Raw genomic sequence first — 19,361 nt, forward strand, 5'->3', positions numbered from 1 at the left:
ATAAAATAAACACGATGATAACATTCGCTGCGCTTTAACCCAATTATCGTTGTGCTTTTTTGCAGCATAAAAGCAGAAACGGCTCGTAAACAATCATTCACAATCCAGGGCAAACCGATTAGTTTTAATCTCTGGTATAGTGCCAGCAGGGCTATTGGAAGGATTCATACATCGTGATGGGCGTAAGAGCACAACAAAAAGAAAAAACCCGCCGTTCGCTGGTGGAAGCGGCATTCAGTCAACTTAGCGCTGAGCGGAGTTTCGCCAGCCTGAGCTTGCGTGAAGTGGCACGGGAAGCAGGGATCGCGCCGACGTCCTTTTATCGTCATTTTCGCGACGTCGATGAGCTGGGCCTGACGATGGTCGATGAGAGCGGACTGATGCTGCGCCAGCTGATGCGCCAGGCGCGCCAGCGGATAGCCAAAGGCGGCAGCGTGATCCGCACCTCGGTCTCCACCTTTATGGAATTTATCGGTAACAACCCGAACGCCTTCCGCCTGCTGCTGCGCGAGCGCTCGGGAACTTCTGCGGCGTTTCGCGCCGCCGTCGCACGCGAGATCCAGCACTTTATTGCGGAACTCGCCGACTATTTAGAACTCGAAAACCATATGCCGCGCGCCTTTACCGAAGCGCAGGCTGAAGCTATGGTCACCATCGTTTTTAGCGCTGGCGCGGAAGCGCTGGATGTCGGCCCTGAGCAGCGCCGGCAGCTGGAGGAACGGTTGGTACTGCAGCTTCGAATGATCTCGAAAGGCGCGTATTACTGGTATCGCCGTGAACAAGAAAAAATGTCACATCATTCCGAATAACGTGAAGGACGAGCAATGAAACACTCAGTTCAAGATAAAGGTACGCTGCTGCTGGCGCTGATTGCCGGGTTATCCATTAATGGCGCCTTTGCGGCGCTGTTCAGTTCGATAGTTCCGTTTTCCGTCTTCCCCATTTTATCCCTGCTGCTGACGGTCTACTGTCTGCATCAGCGCTATCAGAATCGCAGTATGCCCGTTGGGCTACCGGGCCTGGCCGCCGCCTTTTTTATTCTCGGGGTGCTGTTGTACAGCACCGTCGTGCGTGCGGAGTACCCGGATATCGGTTCTAACTTCTTCCCGGCCGTTCTGTCCGTCGCGATGGTCTTCTGGATCGGCTACAAGATGCGTAACCGCAAAGATACCGCAGCCGAGTAAGCCGCCAGCGGTAAAAAAAACCGGCAATATGACGTTGCCGGTTTTTTTGGGCCTATTTGCGGGTCAGCAGGACGCCGCACTCCATGTGGTGGGTATACGGGAACTGGTCGAACAGCGCCAGCCGGGTAACGTTGTGCGTCTGGCTTAGCGTTTCCAGATTGCGACACAGCGTTTCCGGGTTGCACGAAATGTACAAAATACGCGGATAGGCCTGCACCATTTTTTCCGTCTCGCTGTCCAGCCCGCTGCGCGGTGGATCGACGAAGATGGTTTCGCACTGATAGCTATGCAGATCGATACCCTGCAGCCGGTTGAACTGCCGCACCCCGTTCATCGCCTGAGTAAACTCTTCCGCCGCCATGCGGATAATCTGCACGTTGTCGATATGGTTAGCGGCGATGTTGTACTGCGCCGCCGCCACCGACGGTTTGGCGATTTCGGTGGCCAATACGCGATCGAAATTACGTGCCAGCGCCAGCGAGAAGTTACCGTTGCCGCAGTACAATTCCAGCAGGTCGCCAGTCGCCCCTTTGGTGACATCCAGTGCCCACTCCAGCATCTGAATGTTCATGGCCGCGTTCGGTTGGGTAAAGCTGTTTTCCACCTGACGGTAGATCATCTCCCGCCCGCCAACCGGCAGGCGTTCATCTATATAGTCTTGATCGAGCTCGATTTTGGTTTTGGTCGCCCGCCCAATCAGATGCACATTGAGCCCCTGGGCTCGCAGGGCGTCACGCAGCGCCTCCGCTTGCTCACGCCAGGCATCGTCCAGCTTTTTATGATACAGCAGCGAAACGACCGCCTGGTTGCTGAGGGTGGTCAGATAGTCAATCTGGAACAGCTTCTGGCGTAGCACGGGATTGTTGCGTACGCCCTCCAGCATGGCGGTCATCAGCTGATTGATCAGCGCGCTGGCGGCCGGGAAGCTGTCAACGCGAATCCGCGACCGGGTCTGCTGATCGAAAATAATATGGTACAGATCGTCGCCATCGTGCCACAGACGGAACTCGGCGCGCATACGGTAGTGGCTGACCGGCGAACGAAACACTTCCGGAACCGGCGCGGCAAAAGGCGCCATCATGGTTTGCAAACGGACGACTTTTTCTGCCAGCTGCGCTTCGTATTGTTCGGTAGGAAGGTGTTCGGGGGTCATGATGTATCCTGAATAAAATAAGTACGCGGGGATTGTAGGGAAAGCGCCGGGGATGTCCAGCCTCGAATGCCGCGGGAAATATAATTAGCAGTCTGGACATCTATATGGTTCTGATTGTAGCATTCGCCTACCGGTCCTGTGAGTTAAAAGGGAACCCAGTGGAAATCTGGGGCTGACGCGCAGCGGTAAGGAAGGTGAGAAATGAGCGCACTCGGTGCAGACACTGCGGCTAGCCGTGGGAAGTCATTATTTCTTGAAACAGCCTCCAAGCCCGAAGACCTGCCGGAATACGTCGCACTGGGTTTTATCGTCGCGAGCAACTGATAAAACCTGCGGCATCCTTTTTCTGTTTCGGATGCTTTTACAATGATTAAAAAAGCTTCGCTGATGACGGCCTTATCCGTCACGGCATTTTCCGGCTGGGCGCAGGATAGCAATTCAGATACGTTGGTGGTGACAGCAAACCGTTTTCAACAGCCGGTCAATACCGTGCTGGCGCCGACCGACATTGTGACGCGCGATGACATCGACCGCTGGCAGTCCAAAGATTTAAACGATGTCATGCGTCGTCTTCCCGGGGTCGATATTGCCCGCAACGGCGGCATGGGGCAGAGCGCTTCGCTGTATGTTCGGGGGACGGAGGCTCGTCACGTGCTGGTGCTGATCGACGGTGTGCCGATGGCGCGTCCGGGGATCTCCAACGGCGTAGATATCAGTCAGATCCCTATCTCACTGGTCCAGCGGGTGGAATACATCCGCGGCCCGCGCTCCGCGGTGTACGGCTCCGGAGCGATCGGCGGGGTGGTGAACATCATCACCATGACCGACGCTGAGCGTTCGCAGATCAACGCCGGCGCGGGTACGAACGGCTATCAGTCCTATGACGGCGCCTTTAACAAGCGGTTTGGCGATACGTTGGTTACCGCTGCTGGCGCCTATCAGACCACCAAAGGGTTTAACGTCCAGCCGAATTCCTCTTACAGCGGCGACAGCGATCGCGACGGCTACCGCAATAAAATGCTGTGGGGCGGGGTACAGCATCAGTTCGATGACAACTTCTCGGGGTTCTTCCGCGGCTATGGTTATTCCGCCAACGCTGACTATGACCAGGGTAACTGGGGCTACGCAGGTGGAAACGATGAAGATCAATCCTATACCCAATCCTGGGATACCGGTCTGCACTACCACTCCGGAATTTACTCCTCCCAGCTGATTGCTAACTATCAGCGCATCAAAGATTACAACTACAGCAGCGACGCTGGCCGCTATGCCGCGGGCACCACCCTGGATGATATGGAACAGCGCTATATCCAGTGGGGAAATAATGTTGTGGTAGGCCATGGGGCAGTGAGCGGCGGCGTTGACTGGAAACAAGAGAAGCTGAAATCCAGCGGAACGACCAGTACCGACGTGTATAAGCGTGACACCACCGGTCTTTATCTGACGGGACAGCAGCAGATTGACAGCGTGACGCTGGAAGCTTCCGGTCGTGAGGATCATGACGAGCAGTTTGGCTGGCACGGTACCTGGCAGACGGCCGCAGGCTGGGAATTTATCGACGGTTATCGGACAACGCTCTCGTACGGCACAGGATTCCTCGCCCCCTCCCTCGGGCAGCAGTACGGCGCAGAACGCTTTGGCATCGCCTCTAACCCGAATCTGAAGCCAGAGGAGTCGAAGCAATGGGAAGCGGGCCTTGAAGGGTTAACGGGGCCGGTCGACTGGCGCCTCTCCGCGTATCGCTATGAGATTCAAAACCTCATCGATTACGACAACAACGCCTATTACAACGTCAAGTCGGCGACGATTAAGGGGCTGGAGTGGACGGGGAATATAACCACCGGGCCGGTGGAGCACCATCTGACGCTGCAGTATGTTGACCCTCGCGATGATGAAACCAATAAGATCCTCTATCGCCGGGCGAAGCAGCAGGTGAAATACGAGCTGAACGGCCAGGTCTACGATCTGGGGTGGGATGTGACGTATCACTACATCGGCAAGCGTTACGATTATGACTACGACAACTCGCGTACCGTCAATATGGGTGGGTTGAGCCTCTGGGATGTCGGTTTATCGTATCCCGTCACCTCACACCTGACAGTTCGTGGTAAAATAGCCAACCTGTTCGATAAAGATTACGAGACAGTTTATGGCTACCAATCTGCAGGACGGGAATACACCTTGTCTGGCAGCTACACCTTCTGATCCACGTCCCACCGTGCTGGTGTTTGATTCCGGCGTCGGTGGGTTGTCGGTTTATAATGAGATTCGGCAGCTGCTGCCGAATCTGCATTACATCTATGCTTTCGATAACGTTGCCTTCCCCTATGGCGAGAAGAGCGAGGAGTTTATCGTTGAGCGCGTTGTGGAAATCGTCACCGCTGTCCAGCAGCGTTATTCCCTGGCGCTGGCGGTGATCGCCTGCAATACCGCCAGTACCGTCTCCCTGCCTGCCCTGCGTGAAAAGTTCGCTTTCCCCGTCGTTGGCGTGGTGCCGGCGATCAAGCCCGCCGCCCGTTTAACGGCGAACGGCATTGTTGGCCTGCTGGCGACGCGCGGTACCGTAAAGCGTCCTTATACCCGTGAGCTGATCGACCGCTTTGCCAATGAATGTCGGATTGAAATGCTGGGGTCGGCGGAGCTGGTGGAGCTGGCGGAAGCGAAGCTGCACGGCGAGCCTGTGCCGTTAGAAGAGCTGCGCCGTATCCTGCGCCCGTGGCTGCGGATGCAGGAGCCGCCGGATACGGTGGTGCTGGGCTGCACCCATTTTCCTCTTTTACAGGAGGAGCTGCAGCGCGTTCTGCCGGAAGGCACGCGGCTGATCGATTCCGGCGCGGCGATTGCCCGTCGCACCGCCTGGCTGTTAGAGCATGAAGCGCCGGATGCGAAGTCCAGCGACGAGAATAAAGCATTCTGCATGGCGCTGACGGCAGAAACAGAACAGCTTTTACCCGTTCTGCGTCGCTATGGCTTCTCGACGCTGGAAAAATTACCGCTCTAAGGGCGTTTTGCACAAAAAAGAGACGGTTGAATAATTTTTTGAAAACAGGGCTTGTCAACGTCTCAGAACTCCCTATAATGCGCCTCCACTGACACGGAACAACGGCAAGCAAGCCGCCGGGTCAGCAGGATTTTAGCGGTGAAGTTCAGCGCTAAAAACTGACAGAGAAAAGCAAAATAAGGGCTTGACTCTGAATGAGGAAAACGTATTATACGGGACCTCGCAACGGTGAGCTGAAAGCCGCGTTGCAACTGCTCTTTAACAATTTATCAGACAATCTGTGTGGGCACTCAAAGTGACATGGATTCTTAACGTCCTCGGACGAAAAATGAATACCAAGTCTCAAGAGTGAACACGTAATTCATTACGAAGTTTAATTCTTTGAGCATCAAACTTAAATTGAAGAGTTTGATCATGGCTCAGATTGAACGCTGGCGGCAGGCCTAACACATGCAAGTCGAGCGGTAGCACAGAGAGCTTGCTCTCGGGTGACGAGCGGCGGACGGGTGAGTAATGTCTGGGAAACTGCCTGATGGAGGGGATAACTACTGGAAACGGTAGCTAATACCGCATAACGTCGCAAGACCAAAGTGGGGGACCTTCGGGCCTCATGCCATCAGATGTGCCCAGATGGGATTAGCTAGTAGGTGGGGTAACGGCTCACCTAGGCGACGATCCCTAGCTGGTCTGAGAGGATGACCAGCCACACTGGAACTGAGACACGGTCCAGACTCCTACGGGAGGCAGCAGTGGGGAATATTGCACAATGGGCGCAAGCCTGATGCAGCCATGCCGCGTGTGTGAAGAAGGCCTTCGGGTTGTAAAGCACTTTCAGCGGGGAGGAAGGCGDTRAGGTTAATAACCTCATCGATTGACGTTACCCGCAGAAGAAGCACCGGCTAACTCCGTGCCAGCAGCCGCGGTAATACGGAGGGTGCAAGCGTTAATCGGAATTACTGGGCGTAAAGCGCACGCAGGCGGTCTGTCAAGTCGGATGTGAAATCCCCGGGCTCAACCTGGGAACTGCATTCGAAACTGGCAGGCTAGAGTCTTGTAGAGGGGGGTAGAATTCCAGGTGTAGCGGTGAAATGCGTAGAGATCTGGAGGAATACCGGTGGCGAAGGCGGCCCCCTGGACAAAGACTGACGCTCAGGTGCGAAAGCGTGGGGAGCAAACAGGATTAGATACCCTGGTAGTCCACGCCGTAAACGATGTCGATTTGGAGGTTGTGCCCTTGAGGCGTGGCTTCCGGAGCTAACGCGTTAAATCGACCGCCTGGGGAGTACGGCCGCAAGGTTAAAACTCAAATGAATTGACGGGGGCCCGCACAAGCGGTGGAGCATGTGGTTTAATTCGATGCAACGCGAAGAACCTTACCTGGTCTTGACATCCACAGAACTTTCCAGAGATGGATTGGTGCCTTCGGGAACTGTGAGACAGGTGCTGCATGGCTGTCGTCAGCTCGTGTTGTGAAATGTTGGGTTAAGTCCCGCAACGAGCGCAACCCTTATCCTTTGTTGCCAGCGGTTAGGCCGGGAACTCAAAGGAGACTGCCAGTGATAAACTGGAGGAAGGTGGGGATGACGTCAAGTCATCATGGCCCTTACGACCAGGGCTACACACGTGCTACAATGGCATATACAAAGAGAAGCGACCTCGCGAGAGCAAGCGGACCTCATAAAGTATGTCGTAGTCCGGATTGGAGTCTGCAACTCGACTCCATGAAGTCGGAATCGCTAGTAATCGTAGATCAGAATGCTACGGTGAATACGTTCCCGGGCCTTGTACACACCGCCCGTCACACCATGGGAGTGGGTTGCAAAAGAAGTAGGTAGCTTAACCTTCGGGAGGGCGCTTACCACTTTGTGATTCATGACTGGGGTGAAGTCGTAACAAGGTAACCGTAGGGGAACCTGCGGTTGGATCACCTCCTTACCTTAAAGAACCTGCCTTTGCAGTGCTCACACAGATTGTCTGATGAAAAACAGCAGTAAAAACCTCTACAGGCTTGTAGCTCAGGTGGTTAGAGCGCACCCCTGATAAGGGTGAGGTCGGTGGTTCAAGTCCACTCAGGCCTACCAAATTTGCGAAGCAAATTTGAAGAGGTTGCAAACGATGGGGCTATAGCTCAGCTGGGAGAGCGCCTGCTTTGCACGCAGGAGGTCTGCGGTTCGATCCCGCATAGCTCCACCATCTTTACTGCGAACACAAGAAAACTTCAGAGTGAACCTGAAAAGGTGCACTGCGAAGTTTTGCTCTTTAAAAATCTGGATCAAGCTGAAAATTGAAACGACACACTGTTTAAGTGTGTTCGAGTCTCTCAAATTTTCGCAATCAGAAGTGAAACATCTTCGGGTTGTGAGGTTAAGCGTCTAAGCGTACACGGTGGATGCCCTGGCAGTCAGAGGCGATGAAGGACGTGCTAATCTGCGAAAAGCGTCGGTAAGGTGATATGAACCGTTATAACCGGCGATGTACGAATGGGGAAACCCAGTGYRATTCGTTGCACTATCGTTAACTGAATACATAGGTTAACGAGGCGAACCGGGGGAACTGAAACATCTAAGTACCCCGAGGAAAAGAAATCAACCGAGATTCCCCCAGTAGCGGCGAGCGAACGGGGAGCAGCCCAGAGTCTGAATCAGCTTGTGTGTTAGTGGAACGGTCTGGAAAGTCCGACGGTACAGGGTGATAGTCCCGTACACCAAAATGCACAGGCTGTGAACTCGAAGAGTAGGGCGGGACACGTGGTATCCTGTCTGAATATGGGGGGACCATCCTCCAAGGCTAAATACTCCTGACTGACCGATAGTGAACCAGTACCGTGAGGGAAAGGCGAAAAGAACCCCGGCGAGGGGAGTGAAAAAGAACCTGAAACCGTGTACGTACAAGCAGTGGGAGCACCTTCGGGTGTGACTGCGTACCTTTTGTATAATGGGTCAGCGACTTATATTCTGTAGCAAGGTTAACCGTATAGGGGAGCCGCAGGGAAACCGAGTCTTAACTGGGCGTTAAGTTGCAGGGTATAGACCCGAAACCCGGTGATCTAGCCATGGGCAGGTTGAAGGTTGGGTAACACTAACTGGAGGACCGAACCGACTAATGTTGAAAATTAGCGGATGACTTGTGGCTGGGGGTGAAAGGCCAATCAAACCGGGAGATAGCTGGTTCTCCCCGAAAGCTATTTAGGTAGCGCCTCGTGAATTCATCTTCGGGGGTAGAGCACTGTTTCGGCTAGGGGGTCATCCCGACTTACCAACCCGATGCAAACTACGAATACCGAAGAATGTTATCACGGGAGACACACGGCGGGTGCTAACGTCCGTCGTGAAGAGGGAAACAACCCAGACCGCCAGCTAAGGTCCCAAAGTCATGGTTAAGTGGGAAACGATGTGGGAAGGCACAGACGGCCAGGATGTTGGCTTAGAAGCAGCCATCATTTAAAGAAAGCGTAATAGCTCACTGGTCGAGTCGGCCTGCGCGGAAGATGTAACGGGGCTAAACCATGCACCGAAGCTGCGGCAGCGACACTATGTGTTGTTGGGTAGGGGAGCGTTCTGTAAGCCTGCGAAGGTGTGCTGTGAGGCATGCTGGAGGTATCAGAAGTGCGAATGCTGACATAAGTAACGATAAAGCGGGTGAAAAGCCCGCTCGCCGGAAGACCAAGGGTTCCTGTCCAACGTTAATCGGGGCAGGGTGAGTCGACCCCTAAGGCGAGGCCGAAAGGCGTAGTCGATGGGAAACAGGTTAATATTCCTGTACTTGGTGTTACTGCGAAGGGGGGACGGAGAAGGCTATGTTAGCCGGGCGACGGTTGTCCCGGTTTAAGCATGTAGGCTGGTTGTCCAGGCAAATCCGGATAATCAAGGCTGAGGTGTGATGACGAGGCACTACGGTGCTGAAGTAACAAATGCCCTGCTTCCAGGAAAAGCCTCTAAGCATCAGGTAACATCAAATCGTACCCCAAACCGACACAGGTGGTCAGGTAGAGAATACCAAGGCGCTTGAGATAACTCGGGTGAAGGAACTAGGCAAAATGGTGCCGTAACTTCGGGAGAAGGCACGCTGGTGTGTAGGTGAAGCCCCTGCGGGTGGAGCTGAGACCAGTCGAAGATACCAGCTGGCTGCAACTGTTTATTAAAAACACAGCACTGTGCAAACACGAAAGTGGACGTATACGGTGTGACGCCTGCCCGGTGCCGGAAGGTTAATTGATGGGGTTATCCGTAAGGAGAAGCTCTTGATCGAAGCCCCGGTAAACGGCGGCCGTAACTATAACGGTCCTAAGGTAGCGAAATTCCTTGTCGGGTAAGTTCCGACCTGCACGAATGGCGTAATGATGGCCAGGCTGTCTCCACCCGAGACTCAGTGAAATTGAACTCGCTGTGAAGATGCAGTGTACCCGCGGCAAGACGGAAAGACCCCGTGAACCTTTACTATAGCTTGACACTGAACATTGAGCCTTGATGTGTAGGATAGGTGGGAGGCTTTGAAGCGTGGACGCCAGTCTGCGTGGAGCCAACCTTGAAATACCACCCTTTAATGTTTGATGTTCTAACGTTGGCCCCTCACCGGGGTTGCGGACAGTGTCTGGTGGGTAGTTTGACTGGGGCGGTCTCCTCCCAAAGCGTAACGGAGGAGCACGAAGGTTAGCTAATCCTGGTCGGACATCAGGAGGTTAGTGCAATGGCATAAGCTAGCTTGACTGCGAGCGTGACGGCGCGAGCAGGTGCGAAAGCAGGTCATAGTGATCCGGTGGTTCTGAATGGAAGGGCCATCGCTCAACGGATAAAAGGTACTCCGGGGATAACAGGCTGATACCGCCCAAGAGTTCATATCGACGGCGGTGTTTGGCACCTCGATGTCGGCTCATCACATCCTGGGGCTGAAGTAGGTCCCAAGGGTATGGCTGTTCGCCATTTAAAGTGGTACGCGAGCTGGGTTTAGAACGTCGTGAGACAGTTCGGTCCCTATCTGCCGTGGGCGCTGGAGAATTGAGGGGGGCTGCTCCTAGTACGAGAGGACCGGAGTGGACGCATCACTGGTGTTCGGGTTGTCATGCCAATGGCACTGCCCGGTAGCTAAATGCGGAAGAGATAAGTGCTGAAAGCATCTAAGCACGAAACTTGCCCCGAGATGAGTTCTCCCTGAGACTTTAAGTCTCCTGAAGGAACGTTGAAGACGACGACGTTGATAGGCCGGGTGTGTAAGCGCAGCGATGCGTTGAGCTAACCGGTACTAATGAACCGTGAGGCTTAACCTTACAACGCCGAAGATGTTTTGGCGGATTTGAGAGAATTTTCAGCTCTGATACAGATTAATCGATACGTCGGTGAGACGTGTTGATAAAACAGAATTTGCCTGGCGGCACTAGCGCGGTGGTCCCACCTGACCCCATGCCGAACTCAGAAGTGAAACGCCGTAGCGCCGATGGTAGTGTGGGGTCTCCCCATGTGAGAGTAGGGAACTGCCAGGCATCAAATTGCAGTAAGCCGGGGTGACAACCGGTGGTAATAAAGCGAAGAAATTCGGTGGAGCGGTAGTTCAGTCGGTTAGAATACCTGCCTGTCACGCAGGGGGTCGCGGGTTCGAGTCCCGTCCGTTCCGCCACTTATTTAACATTAAGCCTGCTCAAATAGCAGGCTTAGTGGTAAGAAAATTTTAGGGGCGTAGTTCAATTGGTAGAGCACCGGTCTCCAAAACCGGGTGTTGGGAGTTCGAGTCTCTCCGCCCCTGCCATTTATAAGAATCCTTTGCTCAGGCAAAGGATTTTTTTTTATCTCTAATCTCCATTGGCAATATCCCCTACGAAAATACCTTGCTGATCTCCGTCCATGGAGAGTAGCGTTTATTCCAGAATAGGGTTTTTCAGGATCTCATGGATCTGCGCCTGCTTATCGCTATTTTGTAACCAGATCGCATAAAGTGGACGGGATAACGTAGCGCTGTCCATGACCGTATGTAACCCATGCTTCTCTTTCGCCCAGCGAACAGGTAGCCAACAGCAGCCGTTCAGGCGCGATAATTGCTGATAGATCAGTTCAGCTGAAGAGGTAGTGAGCAGCGGAACATCATCGCTTCCTATCAGTCCCACTTCGTTTTGCTGAAAATCAGGCCCCCATTCAAGGCGCAAGTAATTCAATTCATTTCTGTTTTTTGCAGGCGATGCGCAATACAGGGCAAGAGTAAAATTACCCAACAGCTGGCTGCTTAATTCATCCATCTTCGGCGATTCGGTGGTGATCAGCAGATCCAACTGGCGTTCGTGAAGCTGTTTAACCAACGACTGCCGCTGCGCGATACGGGCTTCAAACTGGAGATTGTAAGGTGCGCTGTAGAGGGTACCGAGCCAGCTGTTAAGCATACATTCCCACAGGGAGGCGCTGGCCCCAATGGAGAATTCATTATGTCGCGAAGAGTGTGCCACCTCCTTGCGCGCAGCCTGCCAGGTATTCATGAGCGTTTCGGCATAGGGGAGGAGCTTTTCGCCGGCGGTCGTCAGGCGGATGTTATTACGATGACGGGTGAACAGATTCACACCAAGTTGATTTTCCAGCTGACGAATACGAAAGCTGACTGCTGACTGTGTCAGGTAAAGCGCCTCTGCTGCTCGCCCAAAGTGACGAGTTCTACTCACTTCCAGGAAAGTCTTGAGCAATTCCGTATCCACACCGTTCTCCACAAAATTATTTGTCGTGATGATTTAAATGTTTTGTTTGACGCTCTGTCAAGCGTAACTAATACTCCGCGCCATAAATAGCTCGGCCAAAGAATCAGGAGCGTGTAGGATGGCGGAAAGCTTTACGACGACTAATCGTTTTTTCGACAATAAAAATTATCCACGCGGGTTCTCCCGTCACGGTGATTTCACCATCAAAGAGGCGCAACTGCTGGAACGTCATGGTTATGCCTTTAACGAACTGGAACTGGGTAAGCGCGAACCTGTTACCGAAGATGAAAAACAATTTGTCTCGGTGTGCCGTGGTGAACGTGAGCCGGTGACGGAAGCAGAACGCGTATGGATTAAGTATATGGCGCGTATCAAGCGGCCGAAGCGTTTCCATACTCTGTCCGGCGGCAAACCGCAGATGGAAGGCGCTGACGATTACACCGAAAGCGATGACTAAGAAAAAAGGGCGTAAGCCCTTTTTTTACGCCATCATTTTCTGCAGATGGTTGAGCATCCGATCAATTGCCCGATAGCTGAGCGCCTCCTGCAAATGACAGCGTTCAATCTCTTCAACCTCTGCCAGATCGGCAATGGTTCTCGCAACCTTTAACAGACGCTGCCAGGCGCGAATAGAAAGCCCCAGCTGCGTTAGCGTCTGTTCCAGCCAGACAGCATCCTCGCCTTAAGCGGCAGCAGTTCTTCATTTCACGATTCTCAAGATGGGCATTGAGTTTATTTTGCCTGAGCATTTGTCGTTCACGCGCCGCCAGCACCCGCTGCCGGACCGTTGCGCTCGATTCTTCGCCCTGCGAGCCCTGACTCAGTATTCCTGGCGGTGGCAATGGGATCTCTAAGGAAAGATCGAAGCGGTCGAGGAAGGGGCCTGACAGGCGTCCAAGGTAGCGCAATGTCTGCTCCGGCGATGCACGATTATGTTTACCCTGATAATGTCCTGTCGGGCTTGGATTCATCGCTGCAATAAGCTGAAAGCGCGCCGGATAGTCAATTTTGGCGCGCGAGCGTGATATGTGGATCTTGCCTGACTCAATGGGTTCGCGTAGCGCATCCAGTACCCGCCGCTCAAACTCCGGCAGTTCATCAAGAAACAGCACGCCATTATGGGCCAGGGAAATCTCACCGGGGACCGGTATCGAGCCGCCGCCCACCATCGCTGCCAGCGAGGCGCTATGGTGGGGGGCGCGGAACGGCCTCTGACGCCACCGCGTCTTTGCGGTGTGGAGGTTGACCAGACTCTGTATGGCCGCGCTCTCCAGCGCTTCCTGATTGCTTAATGGCGGCAGGAGACCGGGGAGTCGGCTGGCTAGCATGGTTTTCCCGGTCCCGGGCGGGCCTATCAGGAGCAGATTGTGACCACCGGCGGCCACAATCTCCAGCGCTCGTTTGCCCTGCTGCTGGCCGATAACATCGAGCAGATCTTCGTAGCGTTCATCCCGAGCAGGCGCCTCGGCGAGAGGCGGCGAAAGCGATGTCTGCCCCGCAAGAAATGCGCAAACCTCCTGCAGATGGTCGGCGACCAGACAATCGCTGCCGCCGATCAGGCCGACCTCCGCCGCATTGTCAGAGGAGACGACAATGCGCCGGCCGGCTTTGATGGCCTCCATTGCGCTGGGGATCGCCCCTGGAACGCCTCGTAACCCACCTGTAAGGGCGAGTTCGCCCACAAACTCATATTGATTCAGTCGCGTCGTGTTGAGCTGCTCTGAGGCAACGAGAAGCGCGAGAGCGATGGGCAGATCGTATCGTCCGCCTTCTTTGGGCAGATCCGCTGGCGCCAGGTTAATGGTTATCTTCTTCGCAGGAAAAGCGTAGCCGCTGTTGATCAGGGCGCTGCGGACCCGGTCGCGGGCCTCTTTCACGGTGGTTTCCGGCAGCCCGACCATAGTTAGACCAGGAAGACCGTTGCTGAGATGAACCTCAACGGTAATCAATGGCGCTTCGATACCGAGCGCCGCGCGAGTATAGACGATAGCGAGCGACATAAAACCTCCTGGACAGAGAAGAATTATGGTTGGCATGACGTAAAGCGAGAATGGAAAAAGTGCGAATTTAGAACTGCGTATCCATACTTTTCGCGGCATATCGTTACATTTAGCCGAAAATGGACGTTTGATCGCAAAACAGAGCTATGTTGGCAAAGAGGGCGCCGAAGAGCGCGGCAGGGGTGAGAAAACTGAATTTTTTTCATTTTTGATTTTTTTCATATAAAACAATTATTTTTATTGAAACCGTTAGGCTGATCAGCAACGAAGATATAAAAAAATCTTGTGCTTTATGTGATGTCTGTGGTAACTCTTTAGGTATTCCTTCGAACAAGAAGCCAGAAAGTATAGAAAATGACAGCCCTTCTACGAGTGATTAGCCTGGTCGTGATTAGCGTGGTGGTGATTATTATCCCACCGTGCGGGGCTGCACTTGGACGAGGAAAGGCTTAGAAATCAAGCCTTAACGAACTAAGACCCCCGCACCGAAAGGTCCGGGGGTTTTTTTATAACTGAAATAACCTAAGCGAGGAGCAGATGATGACTTTTAGCATAAAATTCTGTTTCTCCCGATTTATGACGGGGAACTAACTATGAATGGCGCGCAGTGGGTGGTACATGCTTTGCGGACACAGGGAGTCGACACAGTTTTTGGCTATCCGGGTGGCGCAATTATGCCGGTTTACGATGCACTGTATGACGGCGGCGTGGAGCACCTGCTGTGCCGGCATGAGCAAGGGGCAGCCATGGCGGCCATTGGTTATGCGCGAGCAACCGGTAAAACCGGGGTGTGTATCGCGACGTCCGGCCCGGGCGCGACCAATCTGATCACCGGCCTGGCGGACGCCCTGCTTGACTCTATTCCCATCGTAGCTATCACCGGCCAGGTGGCCGCACCCTTCATCGGCACGGATGCGTTCCAGGAAGTAGACGTTCTCGGTTTGTCACTGGCCTGTACTAAGCACAGTTTCCTTGTGCAGTCTCTGGACGAACTGCCGCGGGTTATTGCTGAGGCTTTCCAGGTGGCAAACTCAGGCCGTCCAGGTCCGGTGCTGGTTGATATCCCTAAGGATATTCAGATGGCGCAGGGCGACCTCGATCCCCATTTCTCTACCGTCGCCGATGAGATGGCATTTCCGCAGGCGGAAGTGGCGCAGGCTCTGCAGATGCTGGCCCAATCGCAGCAACCGATGCTGTATGTTGGCGGCGGGGTCGGCATGGCGCAGGCGGTACCGGCTTTGCGCGAATTCCTGGCGGTGACCAGGATGCCGGCAACCTGCACCCTGAAAGGGCTGGGCGTGGTGGATGCTGATTATCCCTATTATCTCGGCATGCTGGGAATGCACGGCACTAAGGCGGCCAACCTGGCGGTACAGGAGTGCGATCTGCTGATCGCCGTCGGCGCGCGCTTTGACGATCGCGTGACCGGTAAGCTCAATACCTTCGCACCGCATGCCAAAGTGATCCACATGGACATCGATCCGGCGGAGCTGAACAAGCTGCGTCAGGCGCATATCGGTCTGACAGGCGATCTGAACTGCCTGCTGCCGGCGCTGCAGCAGCCGTTAGCTATCGATGGCTGGCGCGAGCGGAGTGCCGCACTGCGTGCCGAGCATGCCTGGCGTTACGATCATCCCGGTGAGGCAATCTACGCGCCGCTGCTGCTGAAGCAGCTTTCCGACCGCAAGCCGGCGGACAGCGTGGTGACCACCGACGTTGGCCAACACCAAATGTGGTCGGCTCAGCATATGACCTATACCCGCCCGGAAAACTTTATCACCTCCAGCGGCTTAGGCACCATGGGCTTTGGCCTGCCGGCCGCCGTTGGCGCCCAGGTGGCGCGCCCTAACGATACGGTGATCTGTATCTCCGGTGACGGCTCCTTCATGATGAATGTACAGGAGCTGGGCACCGTTAAACGCAAGCAGTTACCGCTGAAGATCGTGTTACTCGACAACCAGCGGTTAGGGATGGTTCGACAATGGCAGCAGCTGTTTTTCCAGGAACGTTATAGCGAAACCACTCTGACTGATAACCCTGATTTCCTCACGCTGGCCAGCGCCTTCGGTATTCCTGGCCAACACATCACCCGTAAAGACCAGGTTGAAGCGGCACTCGACACCATGCTTTCGAGCCAGGGGCCATACCTGCTTCATGTCTCAATCGACGAACTTGAGAATGTCTGGCCGTTGGTGCCGCCCGGCGCCAGTAACTCTGAAATGCTGGAGAAATTATCATGATGCAACATCAGGTCGCTTTACAGGCACGTTTCAACCCGGAAACCTTAGAGCGCGTGCTGCGCGTTGTCCGCCACCGGGGTTTCCACATCTGCGCAATGAACATGGAAACCGCGCCGGACGCACAGAACATAAATATCGAATTGACCGTTGCCAGCCCGCGGCCCGTCGAATTACTGTTTAGTCAATTAAGCAAACTGGTCGACGTTGCCTGCGTCGAGATCCAGCAACCCACATCACAACAAATCCGCGCCTGAGCGCAAAGGAAGAAAAATGACGACGAAAAAAGCTGATTACATTTGGTTCAATGGCGAGATGGTTCCGTGGGGCGAAGCGAAAGTTCATGTGATGTCCCATGCGCTGCACTACGGTACCTCGGTATTCGAGGGGATCCGTTGCTACGACTCGCACAAAGGCCCGGTGGTGTTCCGTCATCGCGAACATATGCAGCGTCTGCATGATTCAGCCAAAATTTATCGTTTCCCGGTCTCCCAGAGCGTCGACGAACTGATGGAAGCCTGCCGCGAAGTCATTCGAACCAATAATCTGACCAGCGCTTATATCCGTCCGCTGGTGTTTGTTGGCGATGTCGGCATGGGGGTAAACCCGCCTCCGGGTTACAACACTGACGTGATCATCGCGGCGTTCCCATGGGGAGCCTACCTCGGCGCAGAAGCGCTTGAGCAGGGGATCGATGCAATGGTCTCTTCCTGGAACCGCGCGGCGCCGAACACTATCCCGACGGCAGCGAAAGCCGGTGGTAATTATCTTTCCTCGCTGCTGGTTGGCAGCGAAGCGCGTCGCCATGGCTATCAGGAAGGTATCGCCCTCGATGTTAACGGCTATATCTCCGAAGGCGCAGGGGAAAACCTGTTTGAAGTGAAGGACGGTGTACTGTTCACCCCGCCGTTTACCTCTTCCGCGCTGCCGGGCATTACCCGCGACGCCATTATCAAGCTGGCGAAAGATCTTGGTATCGAAGTCCGCGAGCAGGTGTTGTCCCGTGAATCCCTGTATCTGGCGGATGAAGTCTTCATGTCCGGCACTGCGGCGGAAATCACCCCGGTACGCAGCGTGGACGGCATCCAGGTCGGCGCAGGCCGTCGCGGTCCGGTAACCAAACGCATTCAGGAAGCCTTCTTTGGCCTCTTCACCGGTGAAACAGAAGATAAATGGGGCTGGTTGGATCCGGTAAGTAAGTAATTAAAAATGGGACGGCACGCACCGTCCCATTTAATAAACACAGATGGGAGTAAAAAGAGCATGCCTAAGTACCGTTCCGCCACCACCACACATGGCCGCAATATGGCGGGCGCCCGCGCGTTGTGGCGCGCAACCGGAATGACCGATGCCGATTTCGGCAAACCGATTATCGCCGTCGTTAACTCCTTTACCCAGTTTGTCCCCGGGCACGTGCACCTGCGCGATCTCGGCAAACTGGTTGCCGAGCAGATTGAAGCCGCCGGTGGCGTGGCCAAAGAATTCAACACCATCGCAGTGGATGATGGGATCGCTATGGGCCACGGGGGTATGCTCTATTCACTGCCATCCCGCGAGCTGATCGCCGACTCGGTGGAGTATATGGTTAACGCCCACTGCGCTGATGCCATGGTTTGTATCTCCAACTGCGACAAAATCACCCCGGGGATGCTGATGGCCTCCCTGCGTTTGAATATTCCGGTGATCTTTGTTTCCGGCGGCCCGATGGAAGCCGGGAAGACCAAGCTGTCAGATAAAATCATCAAGCTTGACCTGGTGGATGCGATGATTCAGGGGGCGGATCCGAAAGTGTCCGACGAGCAGAGTAATCAGGTGGAACGCTCCGCCTGCCCGACCTGCGGCTCCTGTTCCGGGATGTTCACGGCGAACTCCATGAACTGCCTGACCGAAGCGCTGGGCCTGTCGCAGCCGGGCAACGGCTCTCTGCTGGCGACCCACGCCGATCGTAAGGAGCTGTTCCTAAACGCCGGGAAACGTATCGTGGAGCTGACCAAACGCTATTACGAGCAGGATGACGCTTCCGCGCTGCCGCGCAATATCGCCAGCAAGGCGGCCTTTGAGAACGCTATGACGCTGGATATCGCCATGGGCGGCTCCACCAATACCGTTCTGCACCTGCTGGCGGCGGCGCAGGAAGCTGAAATCGACTTCACCATGAGCGATATCGATAAGCTCTCCCGCAAAGTGCCGCAGCTGTGTAAGGTGGCGCCGAGCACGCAGAAATACCATATGGAAGATGTGCATCGCGCCGGCGGCGTGCTGGGCATTCTGGGCGAGCTGGACCGCGCCGGGCTGCTGAATCGCGAGGTCAAAAACGTCCTTGGCCTGACGCTGCCGCAGACCCTGGAACAGTACGATGTGATGGTGACCCAGGACGATGCGGTGAAAAAAATGTTCCGCGCCGGCCCGGCGGGCATCCGTACCACCCAGGCGTTCTCGCAAGACTGCCGCTGGGATACCCTGGATGACGATCGCGCCGAAGGCTGTATCCGTTCTCTGGAACACGCTTACAGCAAGGACGGCGGCCTGGCGGTGCTGTACGGCAATTTCGCAGAAAACGGTTGTATCGTGAAAACCGCCGGCGTGGACGACAGCATCCTGAAATTTACCGGTCCGGCGAAAGTATATGAGAGCCAGGACGATGCGGTTGAGGCCATCCTCGGCGGTAAAGTCGTGGAAGGCGACGTCGTGGTGATCCGCTACGAAGGGCCGAAAGGCGGGCCGGGGATGCAGGAAATGCTTTACCCCACCAGCTTCCTGAAGTCGATGGGGCTGGGCAAAGCGTGCGCGCTGATCACCGATGGCCGTTTCTCCGGCGGCACCTCAGGGCTCTCTATCGGTCACGTCTCTCCGGAAGCGGCGAGCGGCGGCAACATTGCGCTCATTGAAGATGGCGACATGATCGCGATTGATATTCCGAACCGCAGCATCCAGCTGCAGCTGAGCGATGCGGAAATTGCGGCGCGTCGTGAAGCCCAGGAGGCGCGTGGCGACCAGGCGTGGACGCCGAAGAATCGCCAGCGTCAGGTCTCCTTTGCCCTTCGCGCCTACGCCAGCCTGGCGACCAGCGCCGACAAAGGCGCGGTACGCGATAAATCCAAGCTGGGTGGCTAATC

At 54.9% G+C, this 19,361-nt stretch carries 13 protein-coding genes, 4 tRNA genes, 3 rRNA genes, 1 pseudogene and 1 riboswitch; of the genes and pseudogenes, 18 read left to right on the forward strand and 3 right to left on the reverse strand.

Annotation, left to right across the window (positions count from 1 at the left end; genetic code table 11):
- Positions 1-173 precede the first annotated feature (173 nt).
- Positions 174-809 (forward strand): HTH-type transcriptional repressor FabR, encoded by a 636-nt coding sequence (fabR, locus tag DR88_RS01700; RefSeq protein WP_004151856.1) that lies wholly within the window; start codon positions 174-176, stop codon positions 807-809.
- Between the two features lie 15 nt (positions 810-824).
- On the forward strand, positions 825-1,184 hold the full coding sequence (locus DR88_RS01695) for a YijD family membrane protein (protein WP_002883021.1): 360 nt from the start codon (positions 825-827) through the stop codon (positions 1,182-1,184).
- Between the two features lie 52 nt (positions 1,185-1,236).
- Here DR88_RS01695 and trmA read toward each other — a convergent pair whose 3' ends face one another.
- A complete protein-coding gene (gene trmA / locus DR88_RS01690) occupies positions 1,237-2,337 on the reverse strand; it encodes a tRNA (uridine(54)-C5)-methyltransferase TrmA (RefSeq protein ID WP_002883023.1) in 1,101 nt (366 codons plus the stop codon).
- Positions 2,338-2,451: 114 nt separating this feature from the next.
- A riboswitch (cobalamin riboswitch) is annotated at positions 2,452-2,638 on the forward strand.
- Positions 2,639-2,703: 65 nt separating this feature from the next.
- On the opposite strand from trmA, the gene btuB reads away from it, so the two are divergent.
- The 9 genes from btuB (at position 2,704) to DR88_RS01645 (ending at position 11,077) form a co-directional block, all read left to right on the forward strand.
- The gene (btuB, locus tag DR88_RS01685; protein WP_004146288.1) at positions 2,704-4,542 is read left to right on the forward strand and encodes a TonB-dependent vitamin B12 receptor BtuB; all 1,839 of its coding nucleotides are present in this window, start codon (positions 2,704-2,706) and stop codon (positions 4,540-4,542) included.
- The gene (gene murI, locus DR88_RS01680; RefSeq protein WP_032437468.1) at positions 4,487-5,338 is read left to right on the forward strand and encodes a glutamate racemase; all 852 of its coding nucleotides are present in this window, start codon (positions 4,487-4,489) and stop codon (positions 5,336-5,338) included. Before btuB ends, murI begins: the two co-directional genes overlap by 56 nt.
- 396 nt (positions 5,339-5,734) lie before the next feature.
- A 16S ribosomal RNA gene (locus DR88_RS01675) occupies positions 5,735-7,273 on the forward strand.
- 69 nt (positions 7,274-7,342) lie between these two features.
- Positions 7,343-7,419: transfer RNA gene (locus DR88_RS01670), tRNA-Ile, on the forward strand.
- A 36-nt stretch (positions 7,420-7,455) separates the two neighbouring features.
- Positions 7,456-7,531: transfer RNA gene (locus DR88_RS01665), tRNA-Ala, on the forward strand.
- Positions 7,532-7,700: 169 nt separating this feature from the next.
- Positions 7,701-10,601: ribosomal RNA gene (locus DR88_RS01660) — 23S ribosomal RNA — on the forward strand.
- 97 nt (positions 10,602-10,698) lie between these two features.
- A 5S ribosomal RNA gene (rrf, locus tag DR88_RS01655) occupies positions 10,699-10,814 on the forward strand.
- Together the 16S, 23S and 5S rRNA genes with 4 tRNA genes alongside form the textbook arrangement of a ribosomal RNA operon.
- Positions 10,815-10,871: 57 nt before the next feature.
- A tRNA-Asp gene (locus tag DR88_RS01650) sits at positions 10,872-10,948 on the forward strand.
- Positions 10,949-11,001: 53 nt separating this feature from the next.
- A tRNA-Trp gene (locus tag DR88_RS01645) sits at positions 11,002-11,077 on the forward strand.
- A gap of 109 nt (positions 11,078-11,186) precedes the next feature.
- Here DR88_RS01645 and hdfR read toward each other — a convergent pair.
- A complete protein-coding gene (gene hdfR, locus DR88_RS01640; RefSeq protein ID WP_004181639.1) occupies positions 11,187-12,008 on the reverse strand; it encodes an HTH-type transcriptional regulator HdfR in 822 nt (273 codons plus the stop codon).
- A gap of 118 nt (positions 12,009-12,126) precedes the next feature.
- On the opposite strand from hdfR, the gene DR88_RS01635 reads away from it, so the two are divergent.
- A complete protein-coding gene (locus DR88_RS01635) occupies positions 12,127-12,465 on the forward strand; it encodes a MaoP family protein (protein ID WP_004146520.1) in 339 nt (112 codons plus the stop codon).
- A gap of 24 nt (positions 12,466-12,489) precedes the next feature.
- On the opposite strand, the pseudogene DR88_RS01630 reads toward DR88_RS01635, so the two are convergent.
- Positions 12,490-14,008: pseudogene (locus DR88_RS01630) on the reverse strand (YifB family Mg chelatase-like AAA ATPase).
- 354 nt (positions 14,009-14,362) lie between these two features.
- Between DR88_RS01630 and ilvL the strand changes: the two are divergent.
- From ilvL to ilvD, 6 genes are all read left to right on the forward strand, one after another.
- A complete protein-coding gene (gene ilvL, locus DR88_RS28725; protein WP_001311244.1) occupies positions 14,363-14,461 on the forward strand; it encodes an ilv operon leader peptide in 99 nt (32 codons plus the stop codon).
- An 87-nt stretch (positions 14,462-14,548) separates the two neighbouring features.
- Complete coding sequence (ilvX, locus tag DR88_RS31795) at positions 14,549-14,599, forward strand: peptide IlvX (protein WP_175426296.1); 51 nt, start codon at positions 14,549-14,551, stop codon at positions 14,597-14,599.
- Positions 14,600-14,601: 2 nt separating this feature from the next.
- On the forward strand, positions 14,602-16,248 hold the full coding sequence (gene ilvG, locus DR88_RS01625) for an acetolactate synthase 2 catalytic subunit (protein ID WP_002883142.1): 1,647 nt from the start codon (positions 14,602-14,604) through the stop codon (positions 16,246-16,248).
- Positions 16,245-16,502 carry an acetolactate synthase 2 small subunit gene (gene ilvM, locus DR88_RS01620; RefSeq protein WP_002883170.1) on the forward strand — a complete coding sequence of 86 codons (258 nt, stop codon included), beginning with the start codon at positions 16,245-16,247 and terminating at the stop codon, positions 16,500-16,502. The genes ilvG and ilvM overlap by 4 nt, the downstream gene beginning before the upstream one ends.
- A gap of 16 nt (positions 16,503-16,518) precedes the next feature.
- Positions 16,519-17,448 (forward strand): branched-chain-amino-acid transaminase, encoded by a 930-nt coding sequence (ilvE, locus tag DR88_RS01615; protein WP_002883171.1) that lies wholly within the window; start codon positions 16,519-16,521, stop codon positions 17,446-17,448.
- A 60-nt stretch (positions 17,449-17,508) separates the two neighbouring features.
- Complete coding sequence (gene ilvD / locus DR88_RS01610) at positions 17,509-19,359, forward strand: dihydroxy-acid dehydratase (protein WP_002883173.1); 1,851 nt, start codon at positions 17,509-17,511, stop codon at positions 19,357-19,359.
- Positions 19,360-19,361: the final 2 nt, after the last annotated feature.

The organism is Klebsiella pneumoniae (genome assembly GCF_000742135.1).
GTDB classification, from domain to species: Bacteria; Pseudomonadota; Gammaproteobacteria; order Enterobacterales; family Enterobacteriaceae; genus Klebsiella; species Klebsiella pneumoniae.

Coding starts and splice junctions, on each gene's coding strand:
- ilvD (WP_002883173.1), top strand. CDS start 17,509: ATGCCTAAGTACCGTTCCGCCACCACCACACATGGCCGCAATATGGCG.
- ilvG (WP_002883142.1), top strand. CDS start 14,602: ATGAATGGCGCGCAGTGGGTGGTACATGCTTTGCGGACACAGGGAGTC.
- btuB (WP_004146288.1), top strand. CDS start 2,704: ATGATTAAAAAAGCTTCGCTGATGACGGCCTTATCCGTCACGGCATTT.
- murI (WP_032437468.1), top strand. CDS start 4,487: ATGGCTACCAATCTGCAGGACGGGAATACACCTTGTCTGGCAGCTACA.
- trmA (WP_002883023.1), bottom strand. CDS start 2,337: ATGACCCCCGAACACCTTCCTACCGAACAATACGAAGCGCAGCTGGCA.
- DR88_RS01695 (WP_002883021.1), top strand. CDS start 825: ATGAAACACTCAGTTCAAGATAAAGGTACGCTGCTGCTGGCGCTGATT.
- DR88_RS01635 (WP_004146520.1), top strand. CDS start 12,127: ATGGCGGAAAGCTTTACGACGACTAATCGTTTTTTCGACAATAAAAAT.
- ilvL (WP_001311244.1), top strand. CDS start 14,363: ATGACAGCCCTTCTACGAGTGATTAGCCTGGTCGTGATTAGCGTGGTG.
- ilvM (WP_002883170.1), top strand. CDS start 16,245: ATGATGCAACATCAGGTCGCTTTACAGGCACGTTTCAACCCGGAAACC.
- ilvE (WP_002883171.1), top strand. CDS start 16,519: ATGACGACGAAAAAAGCTGATTACATTTGGTTCAATGGCGAGATGGTT.